The 16,846-nt window shown below is 71.6% G+C and carries 17 protein-coding genes; 14 read left to right on the forward strand and 3 right to left on the reverse strand.

Features of this window, described 5'->3' with window-relative positions; all coding sequences use genetic code 11:
• The first annotated feature begins 67 nt into the window (after nt 1-67).
• From AB0M29_RS18355 to AB0M29_RS18385, 7 genes are all read left to right on the forward strand, one after another.
• Nucleotides 68-1,750 (forward strand): amidohydrolase, encoded by a 1,683-nt coding sequence (locus AB0M29_RS18355; protein WP_365383694.1) that lies wholly within the window; start codon nt 68-70, stop codon nt 1,748-1,750.
• An 83-nt stretch (nt 1,751-1,833) separates the two neighbouring features.
• Nucleotides 1,834-3,495: an ABC transporter substrate-binding protein gene (locus tag AB0M29_RS18360; RefSeq protein WP_365383696.1), complete on the forward strand. Its 1,662-nt coding sequence runs from the start codon at nt 1,834-1,836 to the stop codon at nt 3,493-3,495.
• Nucleotides 3,492-4,448: an ABC transporter permease gene (locus tag AB0M29_RS18365; protein WP_365383698.1), complete on the forward strand. Its 957-nt coding sequence runs from the start codon at nt 3,492-3,494 to the stop codon at nt 4,446-4,448. The genes AB0M29_RS18360 and AB0M29_RS18365 overlap by 4 nt, the downstream gene beginning before the upstream one ends.
• Nucleotides 4,445-5,353 (forward strand): ABC transporter permease, encoded by a 909-nt coding sequence (locus tag AB0M29_RS18370; protein ID WP_365383699.1) that lies wholly within the window; start codon nt 4,445-4,447, stop codon nt 5,351-5,353. The genes AB0M29_RS18365 and AB0M29_RS18370 overlap by 4 nt, the downstream gene beginning before the upstream one ends.
• Complete coding sequence (locus tag AB0M29_RS18375) at nt 5,353-6,351, forward strand: ABC transporter ATP-binding protein (RefSeq protein ID WP_365383700.1); 999 nt, start codon at nt 5,353-5,355, stop codon at nt 6,349-6,351. Before AB0M29_RS18370 ends, AB0M29_RS18375 begins: the two co-directional genes overlap by 1 nt.
• Nucleotides 6,348-7,187, forward strand: coding sequence for an ATP-binding cassette domain-containing protein (locus tag AB0M29_RS18380; protein WP_365383702.1), 840 nt, complete (start codon nt 6,348-6,350; stop codon nt 7,185-7,187). Before AB0M29_RS18375 ends, AB0M29_RS18380 begins: the two co-directional genes overlap by 4 nt.
• 105 nt (nt 7,188-7,292) lie before the next feature.
• Entirely contained in the window at nt 7,293-9,269 is a 1,977-nt protein-coding gene (locus AB0M29_RS18385) for a cellulase family glycosylhydrolase (RefSeq protein WP_365383704.1), read from the forward strand.
• 103 nt (nt 9,270-9,372) lie between these two features.
• Here AB0M29_RS18385 and AB0M29_RS18390 read toward each other — a convergent pair whose 3' ends face one another.
• The gene (locus AB0M29_RS18390; protein ID WP_365383706.1) at nt 9,373-10,671 is read right to left on the reverse strand and encodes a hypothetical protein; all 1,299 of its coding nucleotides are present in this window, start codon (nt 10,669-10,671) and stop codon (nt 9,373-9,375) included.
• A gap of 247 nt (nt 10,672-10,918) precedes the next feature.
• Between AB0M29_RS18390 and AB0M29_RS18395 the strand changes: the two genes are divergently transcribed.
• The 3 genes from AB0M29_RS18395 to AB0M29_RS18405 are packed head-to-tail and all read left to right on the forward strand — an operon-like array spanning nt 10,919 to nt 13,340.
• Nucleotides 10,919-12,256, forward strand: a complete 1,338-nt coding sequence (locus tag AB0M29_RS18395) for a glycosyltransferase (RefSeq protein WP_365383708.1) — start codon at nt 10,919-10,921, stop codon at nt 12,254-12,256.
• Nucleotides 12,253-13,038, forward strand: coding sequence for a polysaccharide deacetylase family protein (locus AB0M29_RS18400; RefSeq protein WP_365383710.1), 786 nt, complete (start codon nt 12,253-12,255; stop codon nt 13,036-13,038). The genes AB0M29_RS18395 and AB0M29_RS18400 overlap by 4 nt, the downstream gene beginning before the upstream one ends.
• Before the next feature lie 56 nt (nt 13,039-13,094).
• A complete protein-coding gene (locus AB0M29_RS18405) occupies nt 13,095-13,340 on the forward strand; it encodes a hypothetical protein (RefSeq protein WP_365383712.1) in 246 nt (81 codons plus the stop codon).
• A gap of 35 nt (nt 13,341-13,375) precedes the next feature.
• On the opposite strand, the gene AB0M29_RS18410 is transcribed toward AB0M29_RS18405, so the two are convergent.
• Nucleotides 13,376-13,834, reverse strand: a complete 459-nt coding sequence (locus AB0M29_RS18410; RefSeq protein WP_365383714.1) for a MarR family transcriptional regulator — start codon at nt 13,832-13,834, stop codon at nt 13,376-13,378.
• Between the two features lie 63 nt (nt 13,835-13,897).
• Here AB0M29_RS18410 and AB0M29_RS18415 point away from each other — a divergent pair, with 63 nt between their 5' ends.
• From AB0M29_RS18415 to AB0M29_RS18425, 3 genes are all read left to right on the forward strand, one after another.
• A complete protein-coding gene (locus tag AB0M29_RS18415; RefSeq protein ID WP_365383716.1) occupies nt 13,898-14,266 on the forward strand; it encodes a VOC family protein in 369 nt (122 codons plus the stop codon).
• Nucleotides 14,267-14,376: 110 nt separating this feature from the next.
• The gene (locus AB0M29_RS18420) at nt 14,377-14,751 is read left to right on the forward strand and encodes a metalloregulator ArsR/SmtB family transcription factor (RefSeq protein WP_365383718.1); all 375 of its coding nucleotides are present in this window, start codon (nt 14,377-14,379) and stop codon (nt 14,749-14,751) included.
• Nucleotides 14,748-15,242, forward strand: a complete 495-nt coding sequence (locus AB0M29_RS18425; RefSeq protein ID WP_365383719.1) for an SRPBCC family protein — start codon at nt 14,748-14,750, stop codon at nt 15,240-15,242. Before AB0M29_RS18420 ends, AB0M29_RS18425 begins: the two co-directional genes overlap by 4 nt.
• Nucleotides 15,243-15,272: 30 nt before the next feature.
• On the opposite strand, the gene AB0M29_RS18430 is transcribed toward AB0M29_RS18425, so the two are convergent.
• Nucleotides 15,273-16,355, reverse strand: a complete 1,083-nt coding sequence (locus tag AB0M29_RS18430) for an HAD-IA family hydrolase (protein WP_365383721.1) — start codon at nt 16,353-16,355, stop codon at nt 15,273-15,275.
• A 107-nt stretch (nt 16,356-16,462) separates the two neighbouring features.
• Between AB0M29_RS18430 and AB0M29_RS18435 the strand changes: the two genes are divergently transcribed.
• On the forward strand, nt 16,463-16,831 hold the full coding sequence (locus tag AB0M29_RS18435) for a MerR family transcriptional regulator (RefSeq protein ID WP_365383722.1): 369 nt from the start codon (nt 16,463-16,465) through the stop codon (nt 16,829-16,831).
• Nucleotides 16,832-16,846 lie beyond the last annotated feature (15 nt).

Below are 16,846 nucleotides of genomic sequence, written 5' to 3' on the forward strand. Positions count from 1 at the left end.
ACACTGTTGACAGCAGCGTTGCGCAAGACTTCACTCCTCCTCACCACCACACGGGGAGGAATCACCGATGGCGAACCACGAACAGCGCGCCGACGCGCTCTACCGAGGCGGCAAGGTCTTCACCGGTACGAGTGAGGCGCCGGTCGAGGCGGCCGTCGCCGTCAGCGCGGGACGGATTCTCGCCGTCGCCGAGGAGTCCGAGCTGCGCCCCCTGGTCGGCCCCGCCACCGAGGTCGTCGACCTCGACGGCGGACTGCTCGCGCCGGGCTTCCAGGACGCCCATGTCCACCCCGTGGTGGCCGGCGTGCAGATGGCGCGCTGCGACCTGTCGGGGGAACGCTCCATCGACGGCTACCTCGCCGCGGTCGCCGACTACGCCGCCGCACACCCGGACGCCGCGTGGATCAGGGGTGGCGGCTGGTCGATGGACGTCTTCCCCGACGGCATCCCGACCCGGGCGATGCTCGACACCGTCGTCCCCGACCGGCCGGTGCTGCTGACCAACCGGGACGGTCACGGCGCCTGGGTCAACTCCCGCGCGCTGGACATGGCGGGCGTCGACCGGCACACCCCCGACCCGGCGGACGGCAGGATCGAGCGCGAGCCGGACGGCACACCGGTCGGCACCCTCCAGGAGGGCGCGATGGACCTGGTCGGCGCCCTGGTCCCGGTGGCCACACCGCAGGAGGCCCGCGCCGGGCTGCTCGCCGCCCAGCGGCACCTGTTCTCGCTCGGCATCACCGCCTGGCAGGACGCGATGATCGGCGTGTTCCCCGGCAACCCGGACAACTACTCCGTGTACGTCGACGCCGCCCGCGACGGCTCGCTCCAGGCCCGGGTGGTGGGCGCGCTGTGGTGGGACCGCGACCGCGGTACGGAGCAGATCCCGGACCTGGTGGCGCGGCGCCGGTACGGCCAGGTGGGCCGCTTCAACGCCACCACCGTCAAGATCATGCAGGACGGCATCGCCGAGAACTTCACCGCGAGCCTGCTCGCCCCGTACCTCGACAGCTGCGGCTGCGCCACCGCCAACTCCGGTCTGAGCTTCGTCGATCCCGCCGTCCTGCGTGAGGCGGTGGCCCGACTCGACGCGCTCGGCTTCCAGTTGCACTTCCACGCGCTGGGCGACCGGGCAGTCCGCGAGGTGCTGGAAGCCCTGGAGCTGGCCCTGGCCGCCAACGGCGCCAACGACAACCGGCACCACCTCGCCCACCTCCAACTCGTCCACCCCGACGACCTGAAGCGCTTCGCCGCGGTCGGCGCCGCGGCCAACATCCAGGCGCTGTGGGCGGCACACGAGCCGCAGATGGACGAACTGACCATCCCCTTCCTCGGGGCCGAACGCGCCGCGCTGCAGTACCCGTTCGGCGACCTGGCCCGCGCCGGGGCCCGGCTGGTGGCGGGCAGCGACTGGTCGGTGAGCAGCCCCAACCCGCTGTGGGGAATGCACGTCGCCGTCAACCGCACCGTACCCCTGGAGGCGCCGAACGCCTCGGCCGACAGCGAGCCTTCGCGGCCGTTCTACCCCGAGCAGGCACTCACCCTCGCGCAGGCGTTCACCGCGTACACCGCGGGCAGCGCCTGGGTGAACCACCTGGACCACGAGACCGGCACCGTCGAGCCGGGCAAGTACGCGGACCTGGTCGTCCTCGACCGTGACCCGTTCGCGGGGCCGACCGAGGAGATCGGCGACACCAAGGTGGTGATGACCCTGCTCGAAGGCCGCCCCGTCCACATCGCCGAGAGCTGACCGGCCGCGCCGCGCCACCCTCCCGGTCCCGTACCTCCCCCGCATGCCGCCCCGCACCCGTCCGCTCCGACCGGAGGCATCCCATGAGCACCCGCACGGGCACCCGCCCCCTGCGCAGAACCCTGCTCGCCCTCTCCGCGTTCACCGCCCTCACGCTCGCCGCCTGCAGCGGAACCGCCCACCCCGGTGGTTCCCACGGCGCCGGCACGGGGGCCGCGTACCACCTGACCGACAGGACCCCCGCGAGCGCGGGTGATCTGAGCTCGTTCACCTGGTCCCTGTTCGCCGAGCCGACCTCGATCGACTACGCCTACTCGTTCGACTACCCGCCGAACACCGTGCTGGCCAACGTCTGCGAGAGCCTGCTGCGCTGGAACCCCGACCTGACCACCTCACCCGGGCTGGCCTCCGCCGTCACCCACCCCACCCCGACCACCTGGGTCTACACGATCCGCGGCGGGGTCCGCTTCCACGACGGCACCCCGCTCACCGCCGACGACGTCGTCGCCTCGCTGCGCCGCAATCTGGACCCGAAGGTCGGCAGCTACTGGGCCTACCCGTACCGGAACGTGAAGTCGGTCGACAGGACCGGCCCGATGCGGGTGACCGTCCATCTGTCCACCCCCGACTCGACGTTCAACGAGTACATGGCCGCCAGCCCCGGCACGGTCGAGTCCGCCGCCACGCTCCGCGAGGACGGGAAGGACTACGGCAACCCGTCCAAGGGCGTCAACTGCACGGGGCCCTTCGCCTTCTCCTCCTGGACGCCGGGCCGTTCGCTCGTCCTCAAGCGCTTCGACGGCTACTGGGACCCGAAACTGCGCGCCAAGTCGCAGCAGGTGAAGTTCGTCTTCCTGCCCGACGCCAGCGCCCGGGTCAACGCCTTCCAGACCGGCGAGGTCGACGGCGGCTGGATGGTCCCGCCGAACTCGTACCAGCAGCTCGCGAACTCCTCGGCGGGCACGCTCTACTACGGGCAGAACACCACCGTCGCCGACGAGGTCGTCAACAACCTCAAGGGCCCCCTGGGCAACGCCGACGTGCGCCGTGCGCTGCTGATGGCGACCGACCGCAAGGGCATCATCAAGGCGGGCGTCGCGGGGGTCGGCGAGGTCGCGGACTCCCTGGTGACGCGCAACAACTGGAACGCGAGCCCGCGCGGCACCGTCGACAGTCTGCTCAAGTCGCTGGCCGCCTATCCGTACGACCCGGCGAAGGCCAAGCAGCTCGCCGCCAAGGCGGGGGTCAGCGGCCAGAAGGTCGTCATCGCGACCAGCCCGCTGGACTCGCAGACCACGATCATCACCCAGGCCATCGCTCAGGCCGCCACCGCCATCGGTCTCCACCCGCAGATCGACACGATCTCGCCGGACAAGTACACCGCCCTGTTCACCGACCCGGCCGCGCGCAAGGGCATCGACCTCTTCCTGACCTTCTGGTACACCTCCGTCACCGACCCGATGGACATGTACGGCTCGCTGCGGACCGGCGCGTTCAGCAACTACGGCAACTGGTCGAACCCGCAGTTCGACGCCGCCGTCGACCGGGCCATCGGCACGACCGACCCGGTCGCGCACGCCACCGCCGCGGCGAAGGCGCAGCAGATCGCGCTGGACCAACTGCCCTGGCTGCCGCTGTACACCGACCCGGTCAACGTCTTCCTGGGCAAGCGGATCACCGGTGTGCGGCCCTCGATCGACTACCTGTACTACCCCTGGGCGGCCGAGATCGGAGCGCGGCGATGAGCCTTGCGGTCGCGGCCCTGCGGCGGCTGCTCGCCATGGCGGCCACACTGCTGGTCACCTCCTTCCTGGTCTTCTCCTCGCTCTACCTCGCGCCCGGCGACCCGGTGTCGTTCCTGGTGCGCGGACGCAGCCCGAGCCCGGCCGAACTGGCCGCGATCCGCAAGCAGTACGGCTTCGACCAGCCCTTCCCGCTGCGGTACTGGCACTGGCTGGAGGGGGTGCTGCACGGTGACTTCGGCCGCTCGTACCTGTTCCACGAGAGCGTCGGCCGGGTGATCTGGTCCCGGCTGCCCGCCTCCCTGCTGCTGGTCGGCGTCTCGACGCTGCTGATCGCCGTGGTGGGGATCGGCGCGGGCGCGCTGGGTGCGCTGCGGCGCGGCACCCGTACCGACAAGGCCGTGCTGCTGTCGGTGACGGTCGGCGCGGCGGTGCCGTCGTTCGCCGCCGCGATCGTGCTGCGGTCGGTCTTCGGGGTCCGGCTCGGCTGGTTCCCGACGATCGGCAACGGCAGCGGCTTCCTCGACCAGCTCCATCACGTCGCCCTGCCCGCCGTCGCGCTGTCGGTGACCTTCATGTCGCTGGTCACCCGGGTCTCCCGCACCGCGATGCTGGACGAACTGGGCTCCGAGCACGTCGAAGTGGCGTTGAGCCGGGGCACACCGCGGTGGAGCGTGCTGCGCCGCCATGTGTTCCGCAACGCGCTCGGACCGATCGTCACCGTCTCCGGGCTGCTGGTCTCGGGGATGCTCGTCAGCACCGCCATCGTGGAGACCGCCTTCGGGATGTCCGGCATCGGCTCGCTGCTGGTGCAGTGCGTCGACGAGCTGGACTTCCAGGTGGTGCAGGCGCTGGTGCTGCTGGTCGTCGCCGTGTTCGTGGTCGTCAACACCGCGGTCGACCTGCTGTATCCGCTGATCGACCCGAGAGTCACCGCCGGGAGGGAAGCCCGATGAGCACCGTCACCACCTCGCCGCCGCCCGCCCCGCCGCCCACGCTGCAACGCCGGCCCGGCGCCGACCGGCTCCTGCGCGGTCTCTTGCGCGGCTTCCTCGCCCACGGCCTGCTGTTCCGGATCTGCCTGGCCCTGCTGCTCCTGTTCGTCGCCGTGGCGCTGCTCGCACCCTGGCTGGCGCCGCACGACCCGACGATCGGCGACTTCGCCACCACCATGGCCGGTCCCGGCGCCGCCCACTGGCTCGGCACCGACCAAGGGGGTCACGACACCTTCTCCGCGCTGCTGGAAGGCGCCAGGACCAGCCTGCTCGGCCCGCTCGGGGTCGTCGCCTTCTCCAGCACCTTCGGCATCGCCGTCGGCCTCTTCAGCGGCTGGCGCGGCGGACGCGCCGACGCGGTGATCGGCCGGGCGCTGGACATCCTCTTCGCGTTCCCGTCGCTGCTGCTGGCGATCCTCGCCGTGGCGCTGTTCGGCAAGGGCCTGGGCGCACCGGTGCTGGCGATGGCCGTCGCCTACCTGCCGTACACCGCCCGGCTGGTCCGCGGCCTGACGGCGCAGCAGCGGAACCGCCCGTACGTCGCCGCGTACCTCGTGCAGGGCCACGCCCCGGCCTACGTGGCGGTACGGCGGCTGCTGCCGAACATCGCGCCGACCGTCCTGGCGCAGTCCACCGTCAACTTCGGCTACGCGCTGCTGGACCTGGCCGCGCTGTCGTTCCTCGGCCTGGGCGTGCAACCGCCCGCACCCGACTGGGGCGCGATGATCAACCAGGGCCAGGGGGCGGTGCTGGCAGGGCACCCGCTGTCGGCGGTGCTGCCGGCGCTGGCCGTGGTGCTGGTGGTCGTGGCATTCAACGTGGTCGGCGAGCAGCTCGGCGACCACCTCGCCGGGAGGGAGTCCTGATGGCTGACGACGCCTTGCTGCGGCTGGACGCGCTGACCCTGGAACTGCCCGGCGCCGCCCGCCCCGTCCTCGACGCGGTCACCCTGAGCGTCTGCGCGGGCGAAGTCGTGGGCCTTGTGGGCGAGTCGGGCTCGGGGAAGTCGGTGACCGCGCGCTCCGCGCTCGGGCTCCTCCCGCCCGGCGCGCGCACCCGGGGCCAGGTGCTGGTCGGCGGTACGGACCTGGTGGGCGCGGACGCGGCGCGGCTGCGCGAAGTGCGCACCGGCACCGCGTCGATGATCTTCCAGGACCCCCGGGCGGGCATCAATCCGGTCCGGCGGATCGGCGACTTCCTCACGGAGCCGCTGCGGCTCTCCCACGGGTGGTCGCGTCCGCGGGCGCGGGACCGGGCGCTGGAACTCCTGGCCGCCGTCGGCCTGCCCGATCCGCCGCGTCATCTGCGGCAGTACCCGCACGAGCTGTCGGGCGGCATGCTGCAGCGCGTGATGATCGCCGGCGCCCTGGCGGGGGAGCCGCGGCTGCTGCTGTGCGACGAGCCGACCACCGCACTCGACGTCAGCACCCAGGCGGAGATCCTGGCCCTGCTCGGCCGACTCCAGCGCGAACGCGGACTGGGCATGCTGCTCATCACCCACGACATCGAGCTGGCCGCGGCCTCCTGCGACCGGGTGTACGTGATGTACGCGGGCCGGATCGTCGAATCCGCCCGCGCCGACGCCCTCTTCAAGGCCCCCCGGCACCCCTACACCATCGGCCTGCTCGGCTCCTCCCCGCCGCTGACCGGGCCCTTGGAACGGCTGCGGCCGGTCCCGGGCTCGCCCATGGGACTCGCCGAGTCCGCGCCCGGCTGCGCCTTCGCCGCACGGTGCGTCTTCGCCGAGCCGGGCCGCTGCGACCTGGCCGCGCCGCGGCTGCTCCCGCTGCCCGAAACGCCCGACCGCCAAGCCGCCTGCTTCCGTGCGTCGGAGCTCGCGCTCACCACGGAGGTCCACCCATGACGGCACCACCGCCGACCACCGCGCCGGCACCGCTGCTGGAAGTCACCGAGCTGTGCAAGTCCTACGGCACGACCGCCGCCGTCAGCGGGGTGTCCTTCGCCCTGCCGCCCGGTGGAGCGCTCGGCCTGGTCGGCGAGTCCGGCTCGGGGAAGTCCACGACCGCCCGGATGCTCGTCGGCCTGGAACGCCCGGACAGCGGCTCCATCCGGGTCCTCGGGACGCCGCTGGCCGCCGCCGTCCACGGCCGGGCGGCGCGGCTGGCGCGGGCCAAGGCGGTGCAGATCGTCTTCCAGGACCCGTATCTGTCCCTCGACGGCCGGATCGCCGTCGGTGCGACCGTCGACGGGGTGCTGCGCCTGCACGGCCACCACGACCGGGTCGCCCGCGCGGCCCGGGTCCGTGAACTGCTGGCCCAGGTCGGCCTCGGTGACCGGGAGGCCGCCGCGCTGCCGCGCCAGCTCTCGGGGGGCCAGCGCCAGCGCGTGGCGATCGCCCGCGCGCTGGCGGTCGAACCCGCGGTGCTCGTCCTCGACGAGGCGGTCTCCGGCCTGGACGTCTCGGTCCAGGCCCAGGTTCTCAACCTCCTCACCGACATCCGCCGCGAGGCGGGGATCGGCCTGGTCTTCGTCAGCCACGACCTCGCGGTGATCCGCTATGTCTGCGACGAGGCCCTGGTGCTGCACCGCGGCCGCCCGGTCGAACACCGCCCGATGGCCGAGCTGCTCGACGCACCGGAACACCCGTACACCCGGCTGCTGCTGGCCTCCGTCCCGCACCCGGGCTGGGACCCGGACGACATCGCGCGCAGGCGACGCGAACTGATCCGACCGGCATGACCCGACTTGTCATCTGACGAACCATCAGGTCGACAGGGGACACTGTTCCCGGCCTCCACGAGCTCCAGGAGGCCGCCCCTTACCGATCACCGAAGGGAAGACCCCGTGATTTTCGACAGCTTCGGCGCGGCCCCGGGCCGAAGAGTGGGCTTACGCGCCCTGCTGGTCACCCTGGCCGCGGTGGGCCTGCTGGTCGGCAGCGCTCCCGGCGCACCGGCGGCCCCGCCCCGCACCGCCGTCACCGCGGCCCAGGCGCCCGCCCCGCTGACGGGTGCCCAGCTGGCGGCCTCGTGGTCGGGACCGCTGAGCACCCGCGGACGGTACATCGTGGACGCCGGCGGGAACCGCTTCAAGCTCAAAGCGGGCAACTGGTCCGGCGCCCAGGGCACATGGGAAGGCAGCGGCGACACGGGCGACCCCGCGAACAACCAGGCCGGCCAGGTGTCGCACAACATCCCGCTGGGCCTGGACCGAGCCCCGCTCGGCCAGATCCTCGGCGACTTCCACAGCCTGGGCCTCAACAGCGTCCGGCTGCCGTTCGCCAACGCGATGATCCACGACACGAACGCGGTGCCGGACTCCGCCGTCGCGGCCAACCCGCAGCTCAAGGGCGACACCCCGCTGCAGGTCTACGACGCCGTCGTCAAGGCGCTCACCGACGACGGCTTCGCGGTCGTCCTGAACAACCACACCACCACCTACCGCTGGTGCTGCGGCCTGGACGGCAACGAACGCTGGAACAGCGGCCAGAGCACCCAGCAGTGGGAGGACGACTGGGTCTTCCTGGTGAACCGCTACAAGAACAACAAGCGCGTGGTGGGCGCCGACCTCCGCAACGAGGTCCGCCGCGACACCTGGGACGACCCCAACTGGGGATCGGGCGACGCCCACGACGAGTACGCCGCCTTCGAGGACGCCGGCAACAAGATCCTGCGTGCCGACCCCGACGCGCTGATCATCATGGAGGGCATCAACTGGCAGGGTATCCCGGCCGACCCCGGCACCCTGTTCCCGCACGGCCGTCCGATGCTCACCCCGGTCCGCACCCTGTCCAACACCCTGATCGCCTCGAACAAGCTGGTGTACTCCGCGCACTTCTACGCCTACACCGGCCCCAACTTCACCGGCGCCGCCAGCGGGGCCGGCCACACCAACGACTGGCCCTACGAGAAGTTCCCACTCGACCAGCTCAAGCAACTGGTCGACGACGAGGCGCTGTTCGTCACCCAGGACGGCCGGCACTTCACCGCCCCGGTCTGGATCAGCGAGTTCGGCGCCGCGGGACGCGACGAGACGGACCCCCTGGAGCAGACCTGGTGGACCAACTTCACCGACATCCTCGTCGCCCACGACACCGACTTCTCGGTCTGGCCGCTCGTCGGCTGGGCCGACTCCGGCGGCAGGCCCCAGGACTGGGCCCTGCTGTCCTACGACGCGGGCGGCACACGGCACGGCCTCGAAGACCCCGGTGACTGGCGGGCCGCCGACTGGAACAAACTCGTCAACGCCCCCGGTACGACCGGACCGGTCGCGAGGACACCGCGCTGGAACATGCTCGACCTCGACTTCGGCGACCAGAACGTGTCGCAGCGGATGCTCGACCGACCCGACTGGAGCCCCGGCAACTCCAAGGGCAGCTGCCCCGACACCGAGCGCCTCATCGGCCTCGCCCGCGGCGACGGCCGCGGCCTGTGCACCGACTCCGGCCAACCCGCCAGGACCAGCGGCGACTATGTGACCGTCACCGGCTGGAACAACACCGCCGAGGGCGACTGGGCTTCGGGCTACGACAAACTCCAGTGCCCGGACAACTACTTCGCCGTCGGCTACAGCGAGCACAGCGCCCAGTCCACCGCCCTGCTGTGCGCCCCGGCCGCCGCCCCCCTCCCCACCACCGGCCACACCGTATGGTTCGACCGCGGCGACAACCCCGCCAACGCGGCCACCCTCCACGGCGACTGGGCCTCCGGCCACTACAAGGGCCAGTGCGCGGACGACGAGTACGTGGCAGGCGTCGCCGACACCTGGCGCAACAACGAATGGGGAGTCCCCGACGTCCTCCTCTGCCGACGCTTGAGCTGACACCGCGTCAACGCCGTGTGCCGCGGCGCCAGGGGGTCGTGATGCCTCGCCACCACGACCTCCCGGCGCCGGGCCCGGTCCGCGGGCCGCCAGGAGCGCCCGTTCAGAAGCGGTGGCTCTGGAAGTCGCCCAGCAGGACGTTCAGCTGCTTCTCCTGCTCGGCGGCGGAAGCCGGCTGAATCTTGCCGTGGTCGATCGCGTACGTCTTCAGGACCGCGTCCATCTGGTCGTCGAGCGCGGTCCAGGTCGTGTTGTTCACCGCCTGCAGCGAGGTGGTGTCGGCGTCCCAGTCGTCGCGCATCTTCTGCACGGTGGCATGGGAGGCCGCGGCCGTCCCGGCCTGGTCCTGGGCGATCGCGGTCCGGGTGAGCTTCTCGTACTTCGCCACGGCCGCGGCCGTCTGCCCGGCGGTCAGGGCCGCCTTCGGGCAGGCGGGCAGCGTCTCGCTCTGACCGGTGGGGTCGCAGGTGACGTGGGGCTGGTTGTGGGCCCAGACCATCAGCGCGACGGTCGCGGCGGCGAGAACACCGAAGGCTCCCAGGGAGATGCGCTCCTTGCGCAGGTTGGTGGTGACCGACCGCTCGTGGGTCACCTCGTGCGTCTCGACGACGTCACTGCGGCTGATCGCCAGGTAGACGACCGTCGCCAGGATGGCGCTGAGGAAGATCAGGCTCGTGGCGAAGGTGCCGAGGCCGAGACCGACGGGCTCTCCGGCGCTGGTGGCGACCTTCGGGGAGGCCAGCCAGTCACCGATGTTGGCGCCGAGCGGGCGGGTGAGGATGTAGGCCAGCCAGAACGCGAGGACCGGGTTGGCACCGAACCTCCACAGCGCCGCGATCGACGCGATGAGGCCCAGGGGCAGGAACACCGACTGCGCGGGCGTCCAGTTGGTCAGCTCCAGCGTCCAGTCGCCGGTGGCGGTGCCCAGCGCGAACGTCACCAGGACGGTCAGCCAGTAGAACGCCTCCCGCGGGAAGGTCGTGATGCTGTGGATCGACAGCGTCCGCTCGCGCAGCCACCACACCCCGAAGACGACGGCCAGCAGCACCGAGAACACCGTCGAGCTCAGCCACAGCGGCACATGCTGCTGATCGGTGAGCATGTCGGTGTACAGGGTGCCGGTGACACTGACCACGACCACGGTGAGCCAGTACGGGAACGGGCTGTAGCGCTTGGTGCGGAACTGGACCGTCAGCACGACCGCGAACACCGCGGTGAACAGCAGCATCGTGTTGGTCAGGCCGAAGCCCAGCGTGGTGTTGATGTAGTCGGCGAAACTCTCACCGACGGTCGTGCAGAGGATCTTGATGATCCAGAACCAGGCCGTGACCTCGGGCACCTTGTTCAGCAGGCGGCTTCCCGTGGCACCTCGCGGGGTCACGGTAGCAGTGGGAGTTGTCATGCCGCGACCCTAGCGTCTACAGCCTTGTAGACGTTAATGTCGCGGTGTGTGGAGGCCCGGGAAGGCCCTGATGGCGGGGTCGTTCCGCAACTCCTACATATTGTAGTAGTTTCGGGATCGGCCGTCGCGCCACCGGCATCCAGGCCCTCGTACCGCCGACGGCAGCTTCCTTGTGCTCCGGGAGCAGGACCCGCACCGAGCCAGAAGCGACTCCGTGCTGCCCTCGCCCGACAGGAGGCTGTCCGCCGTGCCCCGAAGTGTGATGCCGGTGTCCCCGCCCGCCACCGCCCGGCGGCGGATCGTGATCCTGTCGGCGGCGGTGGGAGCGGGCCACGACGGCGCGGCCGAACAACTCGCCGAGCGGCTGCACCGCGACGGCTTCATGGTCGACCGGTGCGACTTCCTCGACCTGCTGCCGGGGCGGTTGGGTACGGCGGTGGTCGGCACGTACCACCGGCTGCTGGTCTGGGCACCGGGCGGCTACCAGCGGATGTACGCGGCCACCGAGCGCGGTTCACGCCCGGGCCTCTTCGTCGCGATCCTGCTGCGGACGGCACGCCGGCCGGTGCTGCGCGCCATACCGCGGGACACCGCGGCGGTGGTGTCGACGTACCCCGGCGCGAGCCAGGTGCTCGGTGCGTTGCGGCGGCGCGGTGAGTTGGCGGTGCCCGCGGTGACGTACCTGACCGACTTCTCGGTGCACGCGCTGTGGGTCGCGCCGGGAATCGACGTGCATCTGGCGGCTCATCAGGTCCCGGCCCGCCAGGCGGCCGCGCGCGACGCCGCCGGAGTGCGGGTGTGCGCGCCCGTGGTGGGCAAGGAGTTCGGCCCGGCGACGGCGGCCGAACGCCGCGCGGCGCGTGCGGTGTTCGGGCTGCCCGCGGACGGACCGCTCGCGCTGCTCGTGGCGGGCTCGTGGGGCGTGGGCGCGGTGGAACGCGCGGCGGCCGAACTGCGGGACGTCGCGGCCGTGGAGCCGGTCGTGGTGTGCGGCCGCAACGAGCGGCTGGCCGGGCGGCTGAGGGCGCAGGGCTTCGCCCATGTCCACGGCTGGGTGGACGACATGCCGGGGCTGATGCGCGCCTGCGACGTACTGGTGCAGAACGCGGGCGGTCTGACGTCCCTCGAAGCCTTCGCCGCCGGGCTGCCCGTACTCAGCTACCGCTGCATACCCGGCCACGGCCAGACCAACGCCGCCGCGCTCGCCGAGGCCGGGCTGGCGCCGTGGATAAAGGAGCCCCGGGACCTCGCCCCGGCCTTCCGCGCGGCGGTGGGCACGGGCGGGGCGGGCCGCGCCCTCTTTCACGACGGCGTCTGCGCCGCGGCGGCGGTCGCCGAGATCGCCAGGGGTACGGCTCCCGTGCCGGTGGCCGCCCCGCCCGTACGCCTCCCCTCGCCGTACGACGCCCGGCCGGCGATCCGTCCGTCGTCCCGCCCCGCGGCACTGCGCGGGGTGCGGGCCCTGGCGATGGCCGCCGCGGTGACCGTACTGCTGGGGATCGCCGCGCCCTTGGCCGAGGCGTACGGGGACTCGCCCGGCCGCTTCCCCGCCCTCACCCACCTCCTGGAAGGCGACCCGCGATGACCCCCGGCCCCGTCCTGCGCACTGTCCTGCGCGCTTCCGCCGTCGCACTGCCGGCGGCCGCCGCCGTACACGCCGGTCCCGTCCTCAGCACCTTCGGGCCGCTGCGCAACCGCGTGATGCCGCGCCTGGCGGGCCGCGGCCACCACGGTCATGTCGCGCTCACCTTCGACGACGGGCCCGACCACCTCTCGACGCCGCACTTCCTGCGCCTGCTCGACGCCCGCGGGCTCCGGGCGACCTTCTTCCTGCTCGGCTCCATGGCGGTGCGCTCGCCGGGACTCGTGCGCGAGATGTCCCAGGCGGGGCACGAGATCGCCGTCCACGGCTGGGCCCACCGCCCCCTGCTGCTCCGCGGCCCGCGAGCCACCCACCACGACCTGGCCCGCGCACGGGACCTGGTCGGCGACCTGACCGGCACGGCCCCCACGCTCTTCCGGCCGCCGTACGGCGTCATGACCGGCGCGACCCATCTGGCCTGCGGACGGCTCGGCCTCACCCCCGTCCTCTGGACCGCCTGGGGCGAGGACTGGCGCGCCCGCGCCACACCCACCAGCGTCCACGACACCGTCGCCCGCGACCTGCGCGGCGGCGGCACCGTCCTCCTCCACGACTCCGACTGCACCTCCGCCACCGGCTCCTGGCGCAACACGCTCTCCGCACTCCCTCGTCTCCTCGACACCTGCGAGCGACGCGGCCTGACCGTGGGCCCGCTGCGCGACCACCGCGGCCCGCACCCGTCCGGCTGGCGCGGCGGCCGCGGTCCCCGGCCGTCGACCGGGTGAGATTCCGCCGACAGCGCTAAGAGCATCAAGCGTTCAACGTCGTGCGGGGGGTCTGCGTGTCATCGAGGGCAGAACTGCTGGGCTTCAACCACCCCGACGACTTCGCCTTCTGGAGCACGGTCGGCGATCCGGACCACTGGCCGGTCGTCATCCGTCGTGACTCGCCGCAGTCGGGCCCGGCCTGGGTCCGGTACGACGTCGGGATCGTCGAGTTCCTGGTGCGCACCTTCCATGGGCGGCTGCCGGGCAACCCGTTCAGCGGTGACGACATCTGGCGTAACACGTCGCCGACCTTCGAGTGAGGCTGAAGCGCATAGAGCCCGTGGCGGTACGGGCTCTATGCACCGTCGTCGCCCTCGCGCAGGGAACGGATCATGCCCTGCAGGATCCGGAACGCGGCTGACTGCTCGGTCTCGGTCATGCCGGACAGCATTCTGACCTCGACGGCACGGACCGCCGCGGACGCCTTCTCCAGGCTCCGCTTCCCGCGAGGCGTGAGCCGGGCGGGAAGAACCTTCCCGACGGGCGCCGCCTCGGGCCTCGTGACGTAGCCGTCCCGTTCCAGCGTCTGCAGCAGCACGTTCATCGACTGCCGCGTCACGAACGCGCCGCGCGCGAGCTCGGAGTTCGACAAGCCCGGGCGCTGGGCGAGCAGTTCGAGGCAGGAGTAGTGCGTCACGCTCATCCCGAGTGGCCGCAGCACTTCCTCCATGGCCGCGCGCAGGGCGCTCGAAGCCTCCTTCAGCAGGTAGCCCAGTGATTTGTCCAGGTCGATGCCGGCGCCACTTTGACTCATGTCAGCATTCTGACATACCGTGGTCTGTGTCAGAAAGCTGACACAGATGGAAGGAGAATCGCCATGCCCGCCACCGGCCCCGACTTCATCTCACTCCAGGCGCGCGACCTCGCCGCCTCACAGGTGTTCTACGAGCAGTACCTCGACCTCGTCCGCTCGCAGGCCGGGCCCCCGCATGCCGTCGTCTTCGAGACCGAGCCCATCGCGTTCGCGCTCCGCGACGTCATTCCCGGCACCGATCTCGCATCCGCCGCCCAGCCCGGCATCGGCGCCGCGATCTGGCTCCACGCCACGGACGTCCAGGCCATCCACGACGCCTTGGCCGCCGACGGCCACACCATCGTCTCCGCGCCGATCGACGGTCCCTTCGGCCGGACCTTCACCTTCGCCGACCCCGACGGCTACCACGTCACGCTGCACGACCGCACCTGACGAGCCGACGTACCACCCTGATCAGGGTCTTCAACCCAGCGGTTGACAAAGTGCGGGATCGGCGTAGCGTTGTTGTCAACCAATCGGTTGAGGAAGCGGGAGGACCGCCGGTGGCCGAGGACCAGCTCTCCCGGGCGTTCACCGCGCTCGCCGATCCGACCAGGCGGGACATCGTGGCCCGGCTGTCGCTCGGGGACGCGACGCCCGGCCAGTTGGCCGAGCCCTTCGCGATGTCGCTCCAGGCGGTGTCCAAGCATCTGAAGGTGCTGGAGGAGGCCCGGCTGATCAGCCGGAGCCGCGACGCGCAGCGCCGGCCCTGCCATCTGGAGACGGAGGTGCTCGACGAGATGACCGCCTGGGTCGACCGCTACCGGCGCACCGCCGAGGAACGGTTCCGCCGACTGGACGCCGTACTGGCGACCATCGACGCGGACACCCCACAGGAAGACGAAGACCGGCACGACGAAGGAGTTGCCTCACCATGACCACCGACCGACCCACCCGCGAGACCGTCATCGAGGCCGACCCCCAGCTGCCGACCATCCGCATCACCCGCGAGTTCGACGCCCCCGTCGCCCACGTCTACCGCGCCTGGACCGAACCCGAACTCGTCGGACAGTGGCTCGGCCCCAAGGACCTCACCACCAAGTTCGACCACTGGGACCTGCGCACCGGAGGCAGCTACCGCTACCGCCAACTGCGCGACGGCCAGGAAGTCGCCTCCTTCTACGGCTCCTTCCACGAAGCCCGCCCCCACCAGCGCCTCGTCCAGACCTTCACCTACGACGGCGTCCCCGACGGCGTCAGCCTCGACACCGCCACCTTCGAGGACCTCGGCGACGGCCGCACCCGCGTCACCATCCTCGGCCTCGTCGAGGACCTCACCGCCCGCGACATGATCCTCGCCAGCGGCATGGACCGCGGCGTCCGAGAGGGCTACGAGCAACTCGACGCGGTGCTGCGCACCTTGGGATGACGGCGGCCCCGCGTCGTCGCGTCGGAAGGTTCATCCGATGTCCAGTCGACGCGGCTTCCTTTCCAGGACGAGCGCTTCGATGGCACGGGGTACGCGGCCGTACGTGGCGAGGTGTTCGTCGACGAGGTAGATCTCGCCGTGTTCGTCGATGCCCAGGCACTGGTGGTTGGGCCCGACCACGCCGATGGGGAAGAGGGTCCTGCCGATGCGTCTGCCCCATTGGGTGAAGCGGTGTTCGTGCCCGCCGCACAGTGCGGGGTCCAGTTCGAACGGTTGATGTGCCGGGGCGGTGCCCTGGGCGGGGATGACGGGGTCGAGGCCGCCGAATTCTCGCAGGAAGTCGACAGCGGCGTCCGTGACGGTGAACCCTCGCGGCGCGAGGTAGTCGATCCAGACGTCGTAACCGGTCCACCGCTGCTGGCTCCAGCCTGCGTCGCGCAGTACGCGGTCGACCTCGGGGGAGAAACCTGGTGGGGTGAGGGCGTAGGCGAGGTCCATGAGGGAGTCGACGCGCCAGTCCGCCTGGGCGGCTACGTCCGGGTGCTCGGCCCAGAGATGCCCCCAGGGGCCGCGCCGCAGGTGCGCGGTGCGCAGTCCGGCCGCCCGTGCCGGGTAGAGGTCGTGGTGCGGGTGGTCGCCGACGTGGACGATCTGATCGGGTGGGCACCCGGCGGCCTCGATGACCCGGGTGAAGAACGAGGGCGACGGTTTGGCAGTGCCCCACTCGCCGGAGGTGGCGACCACATCGGCCGGAAGGTCGAGGGCGCGCAGCAACTGCCCGGCCTTCGCGCTCTGGTTGCCTGCTACGACGACCCGGAACCCGGCCAACCGCAGCTTGGTCAGGGCCGGGCGTACGTCGCCGTACAGGTCGCTCTCGTCGAGCTCTTCGCCGCACCCGGCGGCCTCCCGCGCGGCGTTGGCGGCGGCGATGTCGAGATCCGGTCTGATCAGCCTGAGGGCGTCCGCGTTGTCGCGCCCCTGCGCGACGACGGCGCCCACGAGCGCTGACACGGTGTGGGCGGGCACCTGGAGCCAGTGGGCCCAACCCGCCCAGTAGCGCGTGTCGTTCAGCAGGGTCTCGCCGATGTCGAAGGCGACCACGCGAAGGTTCACCCGCGCAGCCTAGGGCCTGTCCGGCGCCGCCCCGCCGACCCGGGCACCGCGGCACGAGGTCGCCGGAGGAGGGAAGCGCACGGAGCGCCCGGGCGTTGGTTCCAGGTATGAAGATCGGCGAAGCGTCCCGGCTCAGCGGCGTGAGTGCGAGGTCGTTGCGGTACTACGAGGACGAGGGCTTGATCGTCCCTGGTCGTTTCGGCAATGGGTACCGCGACTACTGCCGGTCGACCGTCGACCGGGTCCTGGCCATCCGCGCGCTGCTGGAGTCCGGGCTGCCGGTGCGACTGATCAAGGAGCACCTCCCTCAGCTCTCCGGCGGTCACGACGACGGCGGCACGGACGCGGTGTGCGAGGAGTTCCTCCGCGAGGTGCGGGGCTATCGCGAGCGGCTCGCTGCCCGCATCGCCGCCCTCAGTGCTCAACAGGCGGCGCTGGACGCCTACTTGCGTGAGGCCCGGCCCGCTGGCGTCTGATCGGGGCTTGACCTT

Source organism: Streptomyces sp. NPDC051976 (assembly GCF_040680795.1).
Classification (GTDB): Bacteria; Actinomycetota; Actinomycetes; order Streptomycetales; family Streptomycetaceae; genus Actinacidiphila.

What these genes read in the sequence shown, in the direction of transcription:
- AB0M29_RS18400 (WP_365383710.1), top strand. Translation starts at nt 12,253, where the DNA reads ATGACCCCCGGCCCCGTCCTGCGCACTGTCCTGCGCGCTTCCGCCGTC.
- AB0M29_RS18415 (WP_365383716.1), top strand. Translation starts at nt 13,898, where the DNA reads ATGCCCGCCACCGGCCCCGACTTCATCTCACTCCAGGCGCGCGACCTC.
- AB0M29_RS18355 (WP_365383694.1), top strand. Translation starts at nt 68, where the DNA reads ATGGCGAACCACGAACAGCGCGCCGACGCGCTCTACCGAGGCGGCAAG.
- AB0M29_RS18365 (WP_365383698.1), top strand. Translation starts at nt 3,492, where the DNA reads ATGAGCCTTGCGGTCGCGGCCCTGCGGCGGCTGCTCGCCATGGCGGCC.
- AB0M29_RS18375 (WP_365383700.1), top strand. Translation starts at nt 5,353, where the DNA reads ATGGCTGACGACGCCTTGCTGCGGCTGGACGCGCTGACCCTGGAACTG.
- AB0M29_RS18380 (WP_365383702.1), top strand. Translation starts at nt 6,348, where the DNA reads ATGACGGCACCACCGCCGACCACCGCGCCGGCACCGCTGCTGGAAGTC.
- AB0M29_RS18425 (WP_365383719.1), top strand. Translation starts at nt 14,748, where the DNA reads ATGACCACCGACCGACCCACCCGCGAGACCGTCATCGAGGCCGACCCC.
- AB0M29_RS18410 (WP_365383714.1), bottom strand. Translation starts at nt 13,834, where the DNA reads ATGAGTCAAAGTGGCGCCGGCATCGACCTGGACAAATCACTGGGCTAC.
- AB0M29_RS18360 (WP_365383696.1), top strand. Translation starts at nt 1,834, where the DNA reads ATGAGCACCCGCACGGGCACCCGCCCCCTGCGCAGAACCCTGCTCGCC.
- AB0M29_RS18370 (WP_365383699.1), top strand. Translation starts at nt 4,445, where the DNA reads ATGAGCACCGTCACCACCTCGCCGCCGCCCGCCCCGCCGCCCACGCTG.
- AB0M29_RS18390 (WP_365383706.1), bottom strand. Translation starts at nt 10,671, where the DNA reads ATGACAACTCCCACTGCTACCGTGACCCCGCGAGGTGCCACGGGAAGC.
- AB0M29_RS18435 (WP_365383722.1), top strand. Translation starts at nt 16,463, where the DNA reads ATGAAGATCGGCGAAGCGTCCCGGCTCAGCGGCGTGAGTGCGAGGTCG.